The sequence below is a fragment of the Paucibacter sp. JuS9 genome, from assembly GCF_044043925.2.
Taxonomy (GTDB): Bacteria; Pseudomonadota; Gammaproteobacteria; order Burkholderiales; family Burkholderiaceae_C; genus JAUASW01.
Map to the genome: position 1 here is coordinate 4,854,622 of NZ_CP194172.1, position 13,647 is coordinate 4,868,268.

Consider the following 13,647-nt stretch of genomic DNA (forward strand, 5'->3'; position numbering starts at 1 on the left):
ACATGTCAGCTGAAGGTCACGCGCCCAGTGCTGGTGAGTACATCACTCACCACCTGCAACATTTCCAGAAGAACTTCGCGTTCGAGAACGTCAAGCAAGTCAGCATCGTCGACTTCAGCCTGTTCAACCTCGACTCCCTGATCTACTCCGTGGTCCTGGGTTTCCTGGGCTGCTTCATCCTGTGGCGTGCCGCTCGCAAGGCCACCTCCGGCGTGCCGGGCCGCTTCCAGGCCGCCGTCGAAATCCTCTCTGAAATGGTCGAGAACCAGGCCAAGGGCGTGATCCACAACGAAGCGAGCCGCAAGCTCGTCTCGCCGCTGGCACTCACCGTCTTTGTCTGGATCTTCCTGATGAACGGCATGGACATGCTGCCGGTCGACCTGCTGCCCGCCGCCTGGGGCCAAGCCTACGGCGCGATGGGCCATGACCCGCACCACGCCTACATGCGTGTCGTCCCGACCGCTGACCTGTCAACCACGCTGGGTCTGTCGACGAGCGTGCTCTTGATGTGCTTCTTCTACAACATCAAGATCAAGGGCCTGGGTGGCTGGGGTCACGAGCTGATCTCGGCACCGTTTGGTGCCCACCCGGCCCTGTGGCCCTTCAACTTCCTGATGCAGCTGATCGAGTTCGTCGCCAAGACGGTCTCGCACGGCATGCGACTGTTCGGCAACATGTTTGCCGGCGAACTGGTGTTCATGCTGATCGCACTGATGGGTGGTGCGTTCACGCTGTCGGCTTCCGGTTTCGGTCTGGCCATTGGCCATCTCGTTGCCGGTACGGTGTGGACCCTGTTCCACATTCTTGTGATCACGCTGCAAGCCTTCATCTTCATGATGCTGACGCTGATCTATATCGGCCAGGCGCACGACGCGCACTGATCGACCGCTTTACTTTCCCTTCCTTTCTTTTCTTTCTCATCTCTCTAGGAGCTTCAAATGGAAAACATCCTCGGCCTCGTGGCACTGGCTTGCGGCATCATCGTTGGTCTGGGCGCTATCGGCGCTTCCATCGGCATCGCGCTGATGGGTGGCAAGTTCCTGGAATCGTCGGCTCGCCAGCCTGAGCTGATGAACGAACTGCAAACCAAGATGTTCATCTTGGCCGGCCTGATCGACGCTGCTTTCCTGATCGGCGTTGCTATCGCTCTGCTGTTCGCCTTCGCCAACCCGTTCGCCGCTACGCTGCTGGCCAACCTGCCGAAGTAATCACCGCTTCCCTTTCACGACCGAAAGGATTGAGCCGTGAATATCAATGCAACACTGATCCTCCAGGCGATCGTTTTCGCGATCCTGGTCTGGTTCACGATGAGCTTCGTCTGGCCGCCTATCACCAAGGCACTGGACGAGCGCGCTGCCAAGATCCGCGACGGCCTGGCCGCTGCGGACAAGGCCAAGTCCGAGCTGGCCAACGCCAGCAAGGCGGCCGACGAGCAACGCGCGCAAGCCCGTGGTGAAACCACCCAGCTGCTGTCCGACGCTGAAAAGCGCGCAGCGGCCATCGTGGAAGAAGCCAAGAAGCGTGCAGAGGAAGTCGGCGCCAAGATCGTGGCTGATGCCAAGGCCGAGGCCGACCAGCAAGTCACCCGTGCCCGTGAGGCCCTGCGCGAGCAGGTTGCTGCGCTGGCCGTCAAGGGTGCCGAGCAGATCCTGCAGCGCGAGGTCAATGCCAGCGTGCATGCCGAATTGCTGGGCCGTCTGAAGACGGAGCTGTAATCATGGCCGAGCTCGCAACCATTGCCCGCCCGTACGCTGAAGCGCTCTACCAGGTCGCCAAGAAGCACGATGTGAAGGCCTGGGGCGTAGCGCTCGACGCGCTGTCCCTGGTCTCGCAGGATGCCGAGCTGCGCCAGTTCGCCGACAACCCCAAGGTCACGGCCGAGCAGGTCTTCGCGGTCACCACCGCGGCGGCCAAGCAAGAAGCCCTGGCCCCGGAGCTGCAGAACTTCCTGCGCGCAGTGATCGAGAACGGCCGCCTGTCGGCGCTGCCGGCGGTGGTCGAGCAGTTCCATGTCCTGGCCAATGCGGCCGCGGGCGTGGCCGATGCGCAAATCTTCAGCGCCTACCCCATCGAAGCAGCCCAGCTGAGCGATGTGGTGGCCACGCTGGAAAAGCGCTTCGGCCGCAAGCTCGAGGCTCATGTGACGCTCGAACCCGCGCTGATCGGCGGCATCCGCGTGGTGGTTGGCGACGAGGTGCTGGACACCTCGGTCAAGGCCCGCCTGGAACGCATGAAGGTGGCACTGACCGCCTGAGCCCTTGGGCTCACGCGCGACGAACATCGACCGAATCACCCCCTCAGTACCAAGGCGCCGCGCTGCACACAGCAGCGCGCGCCGCGGGACCGAGCAGATGGGAGCAAGCAATGCAACTGAATCCTGCTGAAATTTCCGAACTCATCAAGTCCCGCATCGAGGGTCTTGGTGCCTCGACGGACGTCCGAAACCAGGGCACCGTGGTGTCCGTGTCCGACGGCATCTGCCGCATCCACGGTCTGTCCGACGTGATGCAAGGCGAAATGCTGGAGTTCCCGGCCGACGCCTCTGGTCAGCCTTCCTACGGCCTGGCCCTGAACCTCGAGCGCGACTCCGTCGGCGCCGTGATTCTGGGTGCCTACGAGCACATCTCCGAAGGCGACACCGTGAAGTGCACGGGTCGCATCCTGGAAGTGCCGGTCGGCCCCGAGCTGATCGGCCGCGTCGTCAACGCGCTGGGTCAGCCGATTGACGGCAAGGGTCCGATCAACGCCAAGATGACCGACGTGATCGAAAAGGTCGCTCCGGGCGTGATCGCGCGTAAGTCTGTCGACCAGCCGGTGCAGACCGGCCTGAAGTCGATCGACTCGATGGTGCCCGTCGGCCGTGGCCAGCGCGAGCTGATCATTGGCGACCGCCAGACCGGCAAGACCGCCGTGGCCATCGACGCCATCATCAACCAGAAGGGTCAGAACATGACCTGCGTCTACGTTGCGATCGGCCAGAAGGCTTCGTCGATCAAGAACGTGGTGCGCGCCCTGGAACAAGCCGGCGCGATGGAATACACCATCGTCGTGGCCGCTTCGGCGTCCGAATCCGCTGCCATGCAGTACGTCTCGGCCTACTCGGGCTGCACGATGGGCGAGTACTTCCGCGACCGCGGCCAAGACGCGCTGATCGTCTATGACGACCTGTCCAAGCAAGCCGTGGCTTACCGCCAGGTCTCGCTGCTGCTGCGCCGCCCGCCGGGCCGCGAAGCTTTCCCTGGCGACGTGTTCTATCTCCACAGCCGTCTGCTGGAGCGTGCCGCTCGCGTGAATGCCGACTACGTCGAAGCGTTTACCAAGGGTGAAGTGAAGGGCAAGACCGGTTCGCTGACCGCGCTGCCCATCATCGAAACCCAGGCCGGTGACGTGTCCGCCTTCGTTCCGACCAACGTGATCTCGATCACCGACGGCCAGATCTTCCTGGAAACCAGCCTGTTCAATGCCGGCATCCGCCCCGCCATCAACGCCGGTATCTCGGTGTCGCGCGTCGGTGGTGCTGCACAGACCAAGCTGATCAAGTCGCTGTCCGGCGGTATCCGTACCGACCTGGCCCAGTATCGTGAACTGGCTGCGTTCGCGCAGTTCGCTTCCGACCTGGACGAGTCGACCCGCAAGCAACTCGACCGCGGTGCCCGCGTGACCGAGCTGCTCAAGCAGGCCCAGTACTCGCCGCTGCCGATCAGCCTCATGGGTGCCACGTTGTACGCGGTGAACAAGGGCTTCATGGACAGCCTGGACGTGAAGAAGGTTCTGGCGTTCGAACACGGCCTGCACCAGTTCCTGAAGACCAGCCACGCCGCTCTGCTGGCCAAGCTGGAAGCCGACAAGGCCATGGACAAGGATGCTGAAGCCGAGCTGAACGCCGCGATCACGACGTTCAAGAAGTCCTTCGCTTAATGACATGACCGGGCTGTGATGCAAAGCGCGGCCCGGACCTAACAGGAGAAATCATGGCATCAAGCAAGGAAATTCGCGGCAAGATCAAGTCGGTCGAGAACACCAAGAAGATCACCAAGGCCATGGAAATGGTCGCGGCTTCGAAGATGCGCAAGGCCCAGGAGCGCATGCGCTCGGCTCGTCCGTACAGCGAGAAGATCGGCAACATCGCCGCCAACCTCGCCACGGCCAACCCCGAGTACAAGCACCCTTTCCTGGTCAGCAATGACCAGGCCAAGGCGGCCGGCTTCGTGGTGGTAACGACGGACAAGGGCCTGTGCGGTGGTTTGAATACCAACCTGCTGCGCGCGACGACGGCCAAGCTGAAGGAACTAGAAGCCGCCGGCCAGAAGGCCGAGGTCGTTGCCATCGGCAACAAGGGCCTGTCCTTCATGAACCGCGTCGGCGCCAAGGTCGTTTCTCACGTGACGCAACTGGGCGACCAGCCGCACATCGAGAAGATGATCGGCCCGGTCAAGGTTCTGCTCGACGCTTACGCCGAAGGCAAGCTCTCGGCTGTGTACCTCTGCTACACCCGCTTCATCAACACGATGAAGCAGGAGCCGGTGGTGCAACAGCTCTTGCCCCTGACGACCGAAGGCATGAAGACGGCCGGTGGCAGCCACTCGTGGGACTACATCTACGAGCCGGACGCCAACACCGTCATCGACGAATTGCTGCTCCGATACACCGAGGCCCTGGTCTACCAGGCTGTCGCGGAAAACATGGCGTCCGAGCAATCGGCACGCATGGTGGCCATGAAGGCCGCCACCGACAACGCCGGCACCCTGATCGGTGAGCTGAAGCTGGTCTACAACAAGACCCGCCAGGCCGCGATCACCAAGGAGCTGAGCGAGATTGTCAGTGGCGCCGCCGCCGTGGGCTGATCCCGATCGAACGCTAATAGTTTTGAATTAAGGAACGAAAAAATGGCTAACACTCAACAAGTGGGCAAGATCGTTCAGTGCATCGGCGCCGTGGTGGACGTGGAATTTCCGCGCAACCAGATGCCGAAGATTTATGACGCGCTGAAGATGGAAGGCTCTGCCCTGACCCTGGAAGTCCAGCAACAGCTGGGCGACGGCGTGGTGCGTACCATCGCCCTGGGTTCGTCCGACGGCCTGCGCCGCGGTTCGCAGGTCTACAACACCGGTGAGAACATCAAGGTACCGGTGGGCAAGGCCACGCTGGGTCGCATCATGGACGTGCTGGGCGCGCCCATCGACGAACGTGGTCCGGTCGACCAGGCGCAAACCGCTTCGATCCACCGCGCTGCACCGGCCTACGACGAGCTGAGCCCGTCGCAAGAGCTGCTGGAAACCGGCATCAAGGTGATCGACCTGATCTGCCCGTTCGCCAAGGGCGGCAAGGTGGGTCTGTTCGGTGGTGCCGGTGTGGGCAAGACCGTGAACATGATGGAGCTGATCAACAACATCGCCAAGGCCCACAGTGGTCTGTCGGTGTTCGCTGGTGTCGGCGAGCGTACCCGCGAGGGCAACGACTTCTATCACGAGATGGCCGATTCGGGCGTCGTGAACCTCGAGAAGCTCGAAGACTCCAAGGTCGCCATGGTCTACGGCCAGATGAACGAGCCCCCGGGCAACCGTCTGCGCGTGGCCCTGACCGGCCTGACCATCGCCGAGTCGTTCCGCGACGAAGGCAAGGACGTGCTGTTCTTCGTGGACAACATCTACCGCTACACGCTGGCCGGTACCGAAGTGTCCGCTCTGCTGGGTCGTATGCCTTCCGCCGTGGGCTACCAGCCGACGCTGGCCGAGGAAATGGGCCGTCTGCAAGAGCGCATCACGTCGACCAAGATTGGCTCGATCACCTCGATCCAGGCCGTCTACGTCCCTGCGGATGACTTGACCGACCCGTCGCCTGCCACGACCTTCGCCCACTTGGACGCAACCGTCGTGCTGTCGCGTGACATCGCTTCGCTGGGTATCTACCCCGCGGTCGACCCGCTCGACTCGACTTCGCGTCAGATCGACCCGAACGTCATCGGCGAAGAGCACTACAGCACGACCCGTGCGGTGCAGGGCATCCTGCAGCGCTACAAGGAACTGCGCGACATCATCGCGATCCTGGGTATGGACGAGCTGGCACCGGAAGACAAGCTGACCGTGGCTCGCGCCCGCAAGATCCAGCGCTTCCTGTCGCAGCCTTTCCACGTGGCCGAAGTCTTCACCGGCTCGCCGGGCAAGTACGTGCCGCTGAAGGAAACCATCCGCGGCTTCAAGATGATCGTGGCTGGCGAATGCGACCACATGCCGGAACAAGCGTTCTACATGGTCGGCACCATCGACGAAGCGATCGAGAAAGCGAAGAAGTTGGGCTGATCGTTGGCGACGGAGCGGGCAACCGCTCCGTACCAAGAACAACCCTCTCAACTACGCTAAGGAAGATTGAACATGGCAACCATTCATGTTGACGTGGTGTCCGCCGAGGAGCAGATCTTCTCCGGCGAGGCCAAGTTCGTCGCGCTGCCGGGCGAAGGCGGTGAGCTGGGCATCCTGCCCCAGCACACGCCGCTGATCACCCGCATCAAGCCGGGCGCCGTGCGCATCGAGAAGGCCGACGGCAGCGAAGAGTTCGTCTTCGTCGCTGGCGGCATCCTGGAAGTGCAACCGGGCACCGTGACCGTGCTGGCCGACACCGCCATCCGCGGCAAGGACCTGGACGAGGCCAAGGCCCTTGAGGCCAAGAAGATGGCCGAGGAAGCGATGAAGAACGCCAAGAGCGACATCGACTTTGCCGCCGCGCAAAGCGAGTTCGCCGCCATGGCCGCCCAGATCGCGGCGCTGCGCAAGTTCCGCAAGAAGTAATCGGTCAGTCACCAGCACAGGCGCCGGCCTCGACAGCCCCGCCAATGCCGACGACGATAGACGCCCGCCGACGCGAGTCAGGCGGGCGTTGTTTTTACCAAGCTCTACGCCATGTCCACACCCATTCCCCTGACCCGCCACCAAGGCCTGGAAGCGCTGGAACTGCGCGCGCCCGATGGCGCAGCGGCCACGCTGCTCCTGCATGGCGCGCACCTGCTGTCGTGGACGCCGGCCGGCGCCGGCGAGCAGCTGTATCTGTCGCCCAGCAGTGCCTACGCCACGGGCCAGGCGGTGCGCGGCGGTGTGCCGGTGATCTTTCCGCAGTTCGCCGGTCGCGGCACCGGCTTGCGCCACGGCTTTGCACGCACCAAGCCCTGGCAGCTGGTCTCGGCCGAGGTGGGCAGCGACGACGCCATGGCCGTGCTCCGCCTGCAAGACGACGATGCCACGCGCCTCGTGTGGCCGCACCGCTTCGAGGCAGAGCTGTGCGTGCGCGTCGCCGGCCGCAGCCTCGAGATCGAGCTGGCCTGTGAGAACCGCGGCGAGGAGTCGTTCGACTTCACCGCCGCGCTGCACACCTACCTGGGCCTCGGCAGCCTGCTGGACGCGAGCGTGCGCGGCTTCTCGGGTCTGCATTACTGGGATTCGATCAAGAACAGCGAGCAGCGCCAGCGCGTCGACCTCCTGTTGCCCGAGCCTCCGCTGGACCGCATCTACCACCAGGTCGAGCAAGACCTGACCCTGACTGAGGAGCCAGTCGGCCGCCCGGGTCGCCGCGTCACGATCCGTCAGCAGGGCTTTGCCGATGCGGTGATCTGGAACCCGGGAGCCGAGGCTTGCGCCCAGCTGCCCGACATGCCCGATTCAGATTGGCAGCGGATGTTGTGCATCGAGGCTGCAGCGATTGACCGCCCGATCAGGCTAGAGCCCGGCGAAAGCTGGGCAGGCATGCAAAGCCTGGTCCTAGAGTAGGACCGGCGCGTCCGGAAGTTCGTTGCGGTTGGCCTCGCCGGCCGCCAGCGGGAAGTGCTGGAACAGCAGCTCGCTGACACTCTCCACCGCCTCAATCAGCCCGGCTTCAAACAGGCCGGCTCGGAACTGTTCGCGCATGCGGTCCACCATGCGCTGCCAGACCATGCTGTCGACCTTGTTCATGAGGCCGCGGTCGGCCACCAGTTCGATGCTGTGTTCGGCCAGCAGCAGATAGATCAGCACGCCGTTGTTGTTCTCCGTGTCCCAGACGCGCAGTTTGCCGAACAGGGCCACCGCCCGCTCGCGCGGCGTGGCATCGCGCATCAGGTAGGAGGTCGGCAAGCCGGCCTCGACGACCACACGCAGCTCGCCGCTGTGCAGCCGCTCCGAGGACTGGATACGCTGTTGCAGCGCTTCCATGGCGTGCGGTCCGAGCACGCGGCGCGAGTCGCCGGCATCGAGACTGCGATGCTTGACCAGGCGTTTCAGGCGTCGGAACCAGGCCATCACCAATCTCCCGAGGCGCCACCGCCACCAAAGTCGCCGCCACCGCCAGAGGAGAAGCCACCGCCATCGCTGCTGCTTCCTCCGCCGCCACTCCAGCTGCCTCCGCCACCCCAGATGATGGGCATGTCGCTGCCACCGCCATAGCGCCGGCCGATGCTGCGGCGCGAGGAGCCGATGCCCAGCACGCCCACCAGCACCAGCGACAGCAGTGCTGCCAGGCCGGCAATCCACCAGCTGTTGGCGATCAGCCATCCGACGCCGCCGACACCCACGCTGGTACCCAGGCTGCCGAGCTTGCGGCCGAGTATCGAAGTCAGCACTACACCGACGATGGGCACGCCGATGAAGAACAGCATGGCCAGGGTTTCGAAATCAAAGTCGCTGCCGCCTGTCGCAGCAGCCGGGCCCGACTTCCTGCTCGGGGCCGGCAACGCCTCGCCGCGGATCCGTGCCTGCAATTGATCAACCGCCTGGTTCAGGCCGCCGGCGTAGTCGCCCTTCTTGAAAGCGGGCGTGATCGCGTTCTGGATGATCTGGCGCGCGGCCAGGTCGGGCACGGCGCCTTCCAGCCCCTTGGCCACTTCGATGCGCACCTTGCGCTCGTTCTTGGCGACGATGATCAAGAGGCCGTCGCCAACATCGCGCCGGCCGATCTTCCAGGCATCGCCCACGCGCTGCGCGAAGGCGGCAATGTCTTCCGGCGCGGTGGCCGGCAGCATCAAGATGACGATCTGCGGGCCGGCCTGCTGCTCGAAGGCCGCCAGCTTGTTCTCCAGGCTGGTGACCTGCAGTGCATCCAGGGTGCCGGTCTGGTCGATCACGCGGGCGGTCAGCACCGGCACCGGGCGCAGCTCCTGCGCCCAGGCGGGCAGTGCCAGGGCCAGCAGCAGGGTGGCAAGCAGCCAGCGCATCAAGGGCCTACTTGGAAGCGGGCGCGGCAGGCGCTGCAGGCTTGTCGAAACTGACCGTCGGGGCCGCCGTGATGGCCGCTTCGTTCTGCACCTGGAAGTTGGGCTTCACCTGGTAGCCGAACATCATCGCGGTCAGGTTGTTCGGGAAGCTGCGAGCGTGCACGTTGTAGTCGGCCACCGACTTGATGTAGCGGTTGCGGGCCACAGTGATTCGGTTCTCGGTGCCTTCGAGCTGCACGCGCAAATCCTGGAAGCCCTGGTTGGCCTTCAGGTTCGGGTAGTTCTCGCTCACGACAAGCAAGCGTGACAAGGCGCTCGAGAGCTCGCCCTGCGCGGCCTGGAACTTCTTCAGCGCTTCCGGATCGCGGGCCAGCTCGGGCGTCACATTGATGCTGGTGGCCTTGGCCCGGGCCTCGACCACCTTGGTCAGCGTTTCCTGCTCGAAATTGGCTTCGCCCTTGACCGTGTTGACGATGTTGGGAATCAGGTCGGCGCGGCGCTGGTACTGGCTCAGCACCTCGCTCCAGCTCGCCGTGGTCTGTTCGTCCAGGCGCTGGAATTCGTTGTAGCCGCAGCCCGAGAGGCTCAGGGTGGCTGCGAGCAGGACGGTGGCACCGAGGCTGCGCTTCAGGGTCATGGTCATGTGTTTCTCCAGTGAGGGACGCCGCTGCAGATGGTGCCGGTCTGGCCTGCATCAAGTGCCGGCCGAGTATCGCAGCGGATAATGTGCGGATGACCGCAGTCCTGCAAAACGATACTTTCCTGCGCGCCTGCCTGCGCCAGCCGACCGACTACACGCCGCTGTGGCTGATGCGCCAGGCGGGCCGCTACCTGCCCGAGTACCGCGCCACCCGCGCCAAGGCTGGCAGCTTCATGGGCCTGGCCACCAACCGCGACTACGCCACCGAGGTGACGCTGCAGCCGCTGGAGCGCTATGCGCTGGACGCCGCGATTCTCTTCAGCGACATCCTGACCGTGCCGGATGCAATGGGCCTGGGCCTGTCGTTCGCGCAGGGCGAGGGCCCGAAGTTCGAGAAGGTCGTGCGCGACGAAGCCGCCGTGGCCGCCCTCGAAGTACCCGACATGAACAAGCTGCGCTATGTGTTCGACGCGGTGAGCTCGATCCGCCAGGCGCTGAACGGCCGCGTGCCGCTGATCGGCTTCTCCGGCAGCCCCTGGACCCTGGCCTGCTACATGGTCGAGGGCGGCGGCTCGGACGACTACCGCCACGTCAAGGCCCTGATGTATTCGCGCCCCGACCTGATGGAGCGCATCCTGGCTGTCAACGCCGAGGCGGTGGCGCAATACCTCAACGCCCAGATAGAAGCCGGCGCGCAAGCGGTGATGCTGTTCGACTCCTGGGGCGGCGTGCTGGCCGATGGCGCCTTTCAGCGCTTCAGCCTGGCCTACTCGCGCCAGGTGCTGGCCAAGGTCAAGACCGAACACGCGGGCCAGCGCATCCCGCGCATCCTTTTCACCAAGGGTGGCGGCCTGTGGCTGGACGAAATCGCCGATGCCGGCGCTGACGTGGTGGGCCTGGACTGGACGGTCAACCTGGCCCGCGCCCGCAAGCAGCTGAACGACCGCGTGGCCTTGCAGGGCAACCTGGACCCCAACGTGCTGTTCGCGCCGCCCGAGGCGATCGCCGAGCAGGCCAAGGCGGTGCTCGACAGCTTTGGCAACCCGCTGCGCGCCGATGGCTCCCATGGCGGCCATGTGTTCAATCTGGGCCATGGCATCAGCCAGTTCACGCCTCCCGAACATGTCAGCGCCCTGGTCGAAACGGTGCACAGCCATTCGCGCCGTTTGCGTGCCGGCGCCTGAGCGCGCCGCGGCGCGCCAATTCGTGAAGTAAGCACTCAGGGTTTGGACTTATCCCCAAATGTGTGCAAGCGACGTGCGGCTGCCGGCCATGCTGCGCCGCAAGTTCTCGTTTTCCCGATTGCGGGCTAAGTCCTTGATTTCCAAAGCAAGTACGCATTTCGCACAAGCGGAGCTCCAAGAGGCCGGAGCGTCAGCTTGTTCCACGGAGCAGGGCCTGTGCGTATCTTTCCCACAAAGTTATCCACAGCTTGTGGGAAAGCATTTCAATCCCTTGCAAATCATGGACTTGGGACGGAATGCTGAGCTTTCACCTGAGCGATGGCTTGAGCCATGAGCGAGCAGGCGCCGTCGCAGCTTTTGCCGCCGCTGCAGCGCTTGCGCGTCGCGGTTGACGCGCCCCAGCACAGCGGACTGACGGGCCCGCTGGACTACGCCAGTGAGCAGGCGCTCGCTCCAGGCAGCCTGGTGCGGGTGCCGCTGGGCCGGCGCGAGCTGCTGGGCGTGGTCTGGCCGGCTGCGCGTGAAGATGCGGCAACTGGCGCGGAATTTCCACTGCAAGACTTGCGGCCGGTCACGGCAGCGCTGGACGCGCTGCCGCCCCTGTCGGCGCACTGGTGCTCGCTGGTCGAATTCGCTGCGCTCTATTACCAGCGCAGCGTCGGCGAGTTGGCGGCTGCTGTCCTGCCGCCCCAGTTGCGGGAGCTCGAGCCCAAGCAATTGCAGCTCCGGCTCAAGAAGCTGGACAAGCTGGCCCTGCCGGTGCCCGCAGAGCCTGCCGCCAGGCCGGAGCTGAGCCCGGCCCAGGCTGAGGCGCTGGCTCAGCTCGATGAGATGCTGGCACAGAACGGTACACAGTCGCCGCAGCCATTGCTGCTCTATGGCGTGACCGGCAGCGGCAAGACCGAGGTCTATCTGCGTGCCGCCGAGCATGCGCTGGCAGCCGGCCGCCAGGTGCTGGTGCTGGTGCCCGAGATCAACCTGACCCCGCAACTGGAAGCCCGCTTTGCCGAGCGCTTTGCAGGCACAGCCATGGTCTCGCTGCACAGCGGGCTCACGCCGGCCCAGCGTCTGCGCAATTGGCTGGCCGCGCATTTCGGGCGGGCGCAACTGGTGCTGGGCACGCGGCTGGCGGTGTTCGCCTCCATGCCCAAGCTTGGTCTGATCGTGGTCGATGAAGAGCACGACCCGTCCTACAAGCAGCAGGACGGCGCCCGCTACTCGGCGCGCGACCTCGCCGTCTACCGGGCGCATCTCGAGAAGCTGCCGGTGATTCTTGGCTCGGCCACGCCATCGCTTGAAAGTTGGCACAGAGCCGAAGAAGGGCGCTATCGCCGCTTGTCGATGCCGCAACGCATAGGCGGTGGCGCGCTACCCAAAGTGCGCCTGTTCGACATGAACAGCCTGCCGCGCAACAAGGGCGTTACCACGGTCTTGAGCAAACCGCTGATCGAGGCGCTGCGTCTGCGCCTGGAACGCGGCGAGCAAAGCCTGATGTTCTTGAACCGGCGCGGCTATGCGCCGGTCCTGCACTGCCTGGAATGCGGCTGGAAGAGCGAATGCCCGCACTGCAGCGCCTTCCGCGTCTTCCACAAGCTGGACCGCACGCTGCGCTGCCACCACTGCGGCTTCACCGAGCGGGTGCCGCCCGCCTGCCCGGGCTGCGGCAATCCGGACATCGCGCCCCTGGGCCGCGGCACCGAGAAGCTGGAAGAGCAGTTGGCCGAGGCCTTGCCGGGCGCGCGCGTGGCCCGCATCGATGCCGACTCGACCAAGCTCAAGGGCTCGCTGGAAGCGCAGCTCGGTGCGGTGCATGCGGGCGAGGTCGACATCCTTGTCGGCACGCAGATGGTCACCAAGGGGCACGACTTCCGCCGCATCACCCTGGTTGCCGCGGTCAACCCCGATGGCGCCTTGTTCAGCAGCGATTTCCGCGCGCCCGAGCGGCTGTTCGCCTTGCTGATGCAGGCCGCCGGCCGCGCCGGCAGAGATGCTGAAGCTGCGGCGCGCAGCGAGATGTGGGTGCAGACCTGGCATCCTCAGCATGCGCTCTACCAGGCACTGACCACGCACGACTTCGAGCGCTTTGCCAGGAGTCAGCTGGAGGAGCGCCTCTCGGCCGGCTTGCCGCCGTTTGCGCATCTGGCCTTGCTGCGTGCAGAAGCCCGCACGGCCGAGGCCGCGAAGGCCTTCTTGCAGGCGGCGGCTGCCGTGGCTGCCGAACTCGATGGCGCCGGTCAGGTGCTCGTGTACGCGCCTGTGCCGATGCAGGTGGCGCGGGTCGCCAACATCGAGCGGCTGCAGATGCTGGTCGAATCAGAAAGCCGCGTCGCCCTGCAGCGGCTGCTGGCCGCCTGGCTGCCGGCGCTCGGCGCGCTCAAGCGCGAGCACAAGGGACTGATCCGCTGGGCGGTTGACGTGGATCCGTTGGCGATCTAGGCCTCGGCAGTCCTGAAGCTGCTGACCGTCTGCACCAAGGCCCCAGCCTGGCTGCGCATGCTCTCCGATGCAGCCGCCGACTGCTCGACCAGCGCGGCATTCTGCTGCGTGGCCTGCTCCATCTGGCTTGTGCGGGACAGCTGCGGGACGCTTGTCTGCTTGGTTCGCTGCGGCGTCGCCTCCACCTCGCCATGAATATGCGGGCGTAGATG

At 64.8% G+C, this 13,647-nt stretch carries 15 protein-coding genes; 11 read left to right on the forward strand and 4 right to left on the reverse strand.

Features of this window, described 5'->3' with window-relative positions:
* Nucleotides 1-2: 2 nt before the first annotated feature.
* The 9 genes from atpB to ABT392_RS21710 all read left to right on the forward strand — a co-directional run bounded on the left by atpB (nt 3) and on the right by ABT392_RS21710 (nt 7,757).
* Nucleotides 3-881, forward strand: a complete 879-nt coding sequence (gene atpB / locus ABT392_RS21670) for a F0F1 ATP synthase subunit A (protein WP_334277559.1) — start codon at nt 3-5, stop codon at nt 879-881.
* Between the two features lie 57 nt (nt 882-938).
* On the forward strand, nt 939-1,208 hold the full coding sequence (atpE, locus tag ABT392_RS21675) for a F0F1 ATP synthase subunit C (RefSeq protein WP_282827241.1): 270 nt from the start codon (nt 939-941) through the stop codon (nt 1,206-1,208).
* A gap of 36 nt (nt 1,209-1,244) precedes the next feature.
* A complete protein-coding gene (locus ABT392_RS21680; protein WP_282827239.1) occupies nt 1,245-1,715 on the forward strand; it encodes a F0F1 ATP synthase subunit B in 471 nt (156 codons plus the stop codon).
* A 2-nt stretch (nt 1,716-1,717) separates the two neighbouring features.
* On the forward strand, nt 1,718-2,254 hold the full coding sequence (locus ABT392_RS21685) for a F0F1 ATP synthase subunit delta (RefSeq protein WP_395384560.1): 537 nt from the start codon (nt 1,718-1,720) through the stop codon (nt 2,252-2,254).
* Nucleotides 2,255-2,364: 110 nt separating this feature from the next.
* Nucleotides 2,365-3,918 (forward strand): F0F1 ATP synthase subunit alpha, encoded by a 1,554-nt coding sequence (gene atpA, locus ABT392_RS21690; RefSeq protein ID WP_395384559.1) that lies wholly within the window; start codon nt 2,365-2,367, stop codon nt 3,916-3,918.
* A gap of 53 nt (nt 3,919-3,971) precedes the next feature.
* Entirely contained in the window at nt 3,972-4,844 is an 873-nt protein-coding gene (atpG, locus tag ABT392_RS21695) for a F0F1 ATP synthase subunit gamma (protein WP_395384557.1), read from the forward strand.
* Between the two features lie 42 nt (nt 4,845-4,886).
* The gene (gene atpD / locus ABT392_RS21700; RefSeq protein ID WP_334277555.1) at nt 4,887-6,299 is read left to right on the forward strand and encodes a F0F1 ATP synthase subunit beta; all 1,413 of its coding nucleotides are present in this window, start codon (nt 4,887-4,889) and stop codon (nt 6,297-6,299) included.
* Nucleotides 6,300-6,371: 72 nt separating this feature from the next.
* Nucleotides 6,372-6,785, forward strand: coding sequence for a F0F1 ATP synthase subunit epsilon (locus ABT392_RS21705; RefSeq protein ID WP_334277554.1), 414 nt, complete (start codon nt 6,372-6,374; stop codon nt 6,783-6,785).
* 111 nt (nt 6,786-6,896) lie between these two features.
* Nucleotides 6,897-7,757, forward strand: coding sequence for a D-hexose-6-phosphate mutarotase (locus tag ABT392_RS21710; protein WP_334277553.1), 861 nt, complete (start codon nt 6,897-6,899; stop codon nt 7,755-7,757).
* On the opposite strand, the gene ABT392_RS21715 is transcribed toward ABT392_RS21710, so the two are convergent.
* The 3 genes from ABT392_RS21715 to ABT392_RS21725 are packed head-to-tail and all read right to left on the reverse strand — an operon-like array spanning nt 7,749 to nt 9,812.
* Nucleotides 7,749-8,264, reverse strand: coding sequence for a TPM domain-containing protein (locus ABT392_RS21715; protein WP_334277552.1), 516 nt, complete (start codon nt 8,262-8,264; stop codon nt 7,749-7,751). The genes ABT392_RS21710 and ABT392_RS21715 overlap by 9 nt on opposite strands.
* The gene (locus ABT392_RS21720; RefSeq protein ID WP_395384556.1) at nt 8,264-9,175 is read right to left on the reverse strand and encodes a TPM domain-containing protein; all 912 of its coding nucleotides are present in this window, start codon (nt 9,173-9,175) and stop codon (nt 8,264-8,266) included. The genes ABT392_RS21715 and ABT392_RS21720 overlap by 1 nt, the downstream gene beginning before the upstream one ends.
* Before the next feature lie 7 nt (nt 9,176-9,182).
* Entirely contained in the window at nt 9,183-9,812 is a 630-nt protein-coding gene (locus ABT392_RS21725; protein WP_395386799.1) for a LemA family protein, read from the reverse strand.
* 95 nt (nt 9,813-9,907) lie between these two features.
* On the opposite strand from ABT392_RS21725, the gene hemE reads away from it, so the two are divergent.
* Both hemE and ABT392_RS21735 read left to right on the forward strand, forming a co-directional pair.
* Complete coding sequence (hemE, locus tag ABT392_RS21730; RefSeq protein ID WP_334277549.1) at nt 9,908-10,999, forward strand: uroporphyrinogen decarboxylase; 1,092 nt, start codon at nt 9,908-9,910, stop codon at nt 10,997-10,999.
* A gap of 330 nt (nt 11,000-11,329) precedes the next feature.
* Complete coding sequence (locus ABT392_RS21735) at nt 11,330-13,435, forward strand: primosomal protein N' (protein WP_395384555.1); 2,106 nt, start codon at nt 11,330-11,332, stop codon at nt 13,433-13,435.
* Here ABT392_RS21735 and ABT392_RS21740 read toward each other — a convergent pair.
* The gene (locus ABT392_RS21740; protein ID WP_395384554.1) at nt 13,432-13,557 is read right to left on the reverse strand and encodes a hypothetical protein; all 126 of its coding nucleotides are present in this window, start codon (nt 13,555-13,557) and stop codon (nt 13,432-13,434) included. The two genes, ABT392_RS21735 and ABT392_RS21740, sit on opposite strands and share 4 nt — an antisense overlap.
* Between the last annotated feature and the right edge of the window lie 90 nt (nt 13,558-13,647).

Coding starts and splice junctions, on each gene's coding strand:
- ABT392_RS21740 (WP_395384554.1), bottom strand. CDS start 13,557: ATGGAGCAGGCCACGCAGCAGAATGCCGCGCTGGTCGAGCAGTCGGCG.
- atpG (WP_395384557.1), top strand. CDS start 3,972: ATGGCATCAAGCAAGGAAATTCGCGGCAAGATCAAGTCGGTCGAGAAC.
- ABT392_RS21705 (WP_334277554.1), top strand. CDS start 6,372: ATGGCAACCATTCATGTTGACGTGGTGTCCGCCGAGGAGCAGATCTTC.
- atpD (WP_334277555.1), top strand. CDS start 4,887: ATGGCTAACACTCAACAAGTGGGCAAGATCGTTCAGTGCATCGGCGCC.
- ABT392_RS21735 (WP_395384555.1), top strand. CDS start 11,330: ATGAGCGAGCAGGCGCCGTCGCAGCTTTTGCCGCCGCTGCAGCGCTTG.
- atpA (WP_395384559.1), top strand. CDS start 2,365: ATGCAACTGAATCCTGCTGAAATTTCCGAACTCATCAAGTCCCGCATC.
- hemE (WP_334277549.1), top strand. CDS start 9,908: ATGACCGCAGTCCTGCAAAACGATACTTTCCTGCGCGCCTGCCTGCGC.
- ABT392_RS21710 (WP_334277553.1), top strand. CDS start 6,897: ATGTCCACACCCATTCCCCTGACCCGCCACCAAGGCCTGGAAGCGCTG.
- ABT392_RS21685 (WP_395384560.1), top strand. CDS start 1,718: ATGGCCGAGCTCGCAACCATTGCCCGCCCGTACGCTGAAGCGCTCTAC.
- atpE (WP_282827241.1), top strand. CDS start 939: ATGGAAAACATCCTCGGCCTCGTGGCACTGGCTTGCGGCATCATCGTT.
- ABT392_RS21725 (WP_395386799.1), bottom strand. CDS start 9,812: ATGACCCTGAAGCGCAGCCTCGGTGCCACCGTCCTGCTCGCAGCCACC.
- ABT392_RS21720 (WP_395384556.1), bottom strand. CDS start 9,175: ATGCGCTGGCTGCTTGCCACCCTGCTGCTGGCCCTGGCACTGCCCGCC.
- ABT392_RS21715 (WP_334277552.1), bottom strand. CDS start 8,264: ATGGCCTGGTTCCGACGCCTGAAACGCCTGGTCAAGCATCGCAGTCTC.
- atpB (WP_334277559.1), top strand. CDS start 3: ATGTCAGCTGAAGGTCACGCGCCCAGTGCTGGTGAGTACATCACTCAC.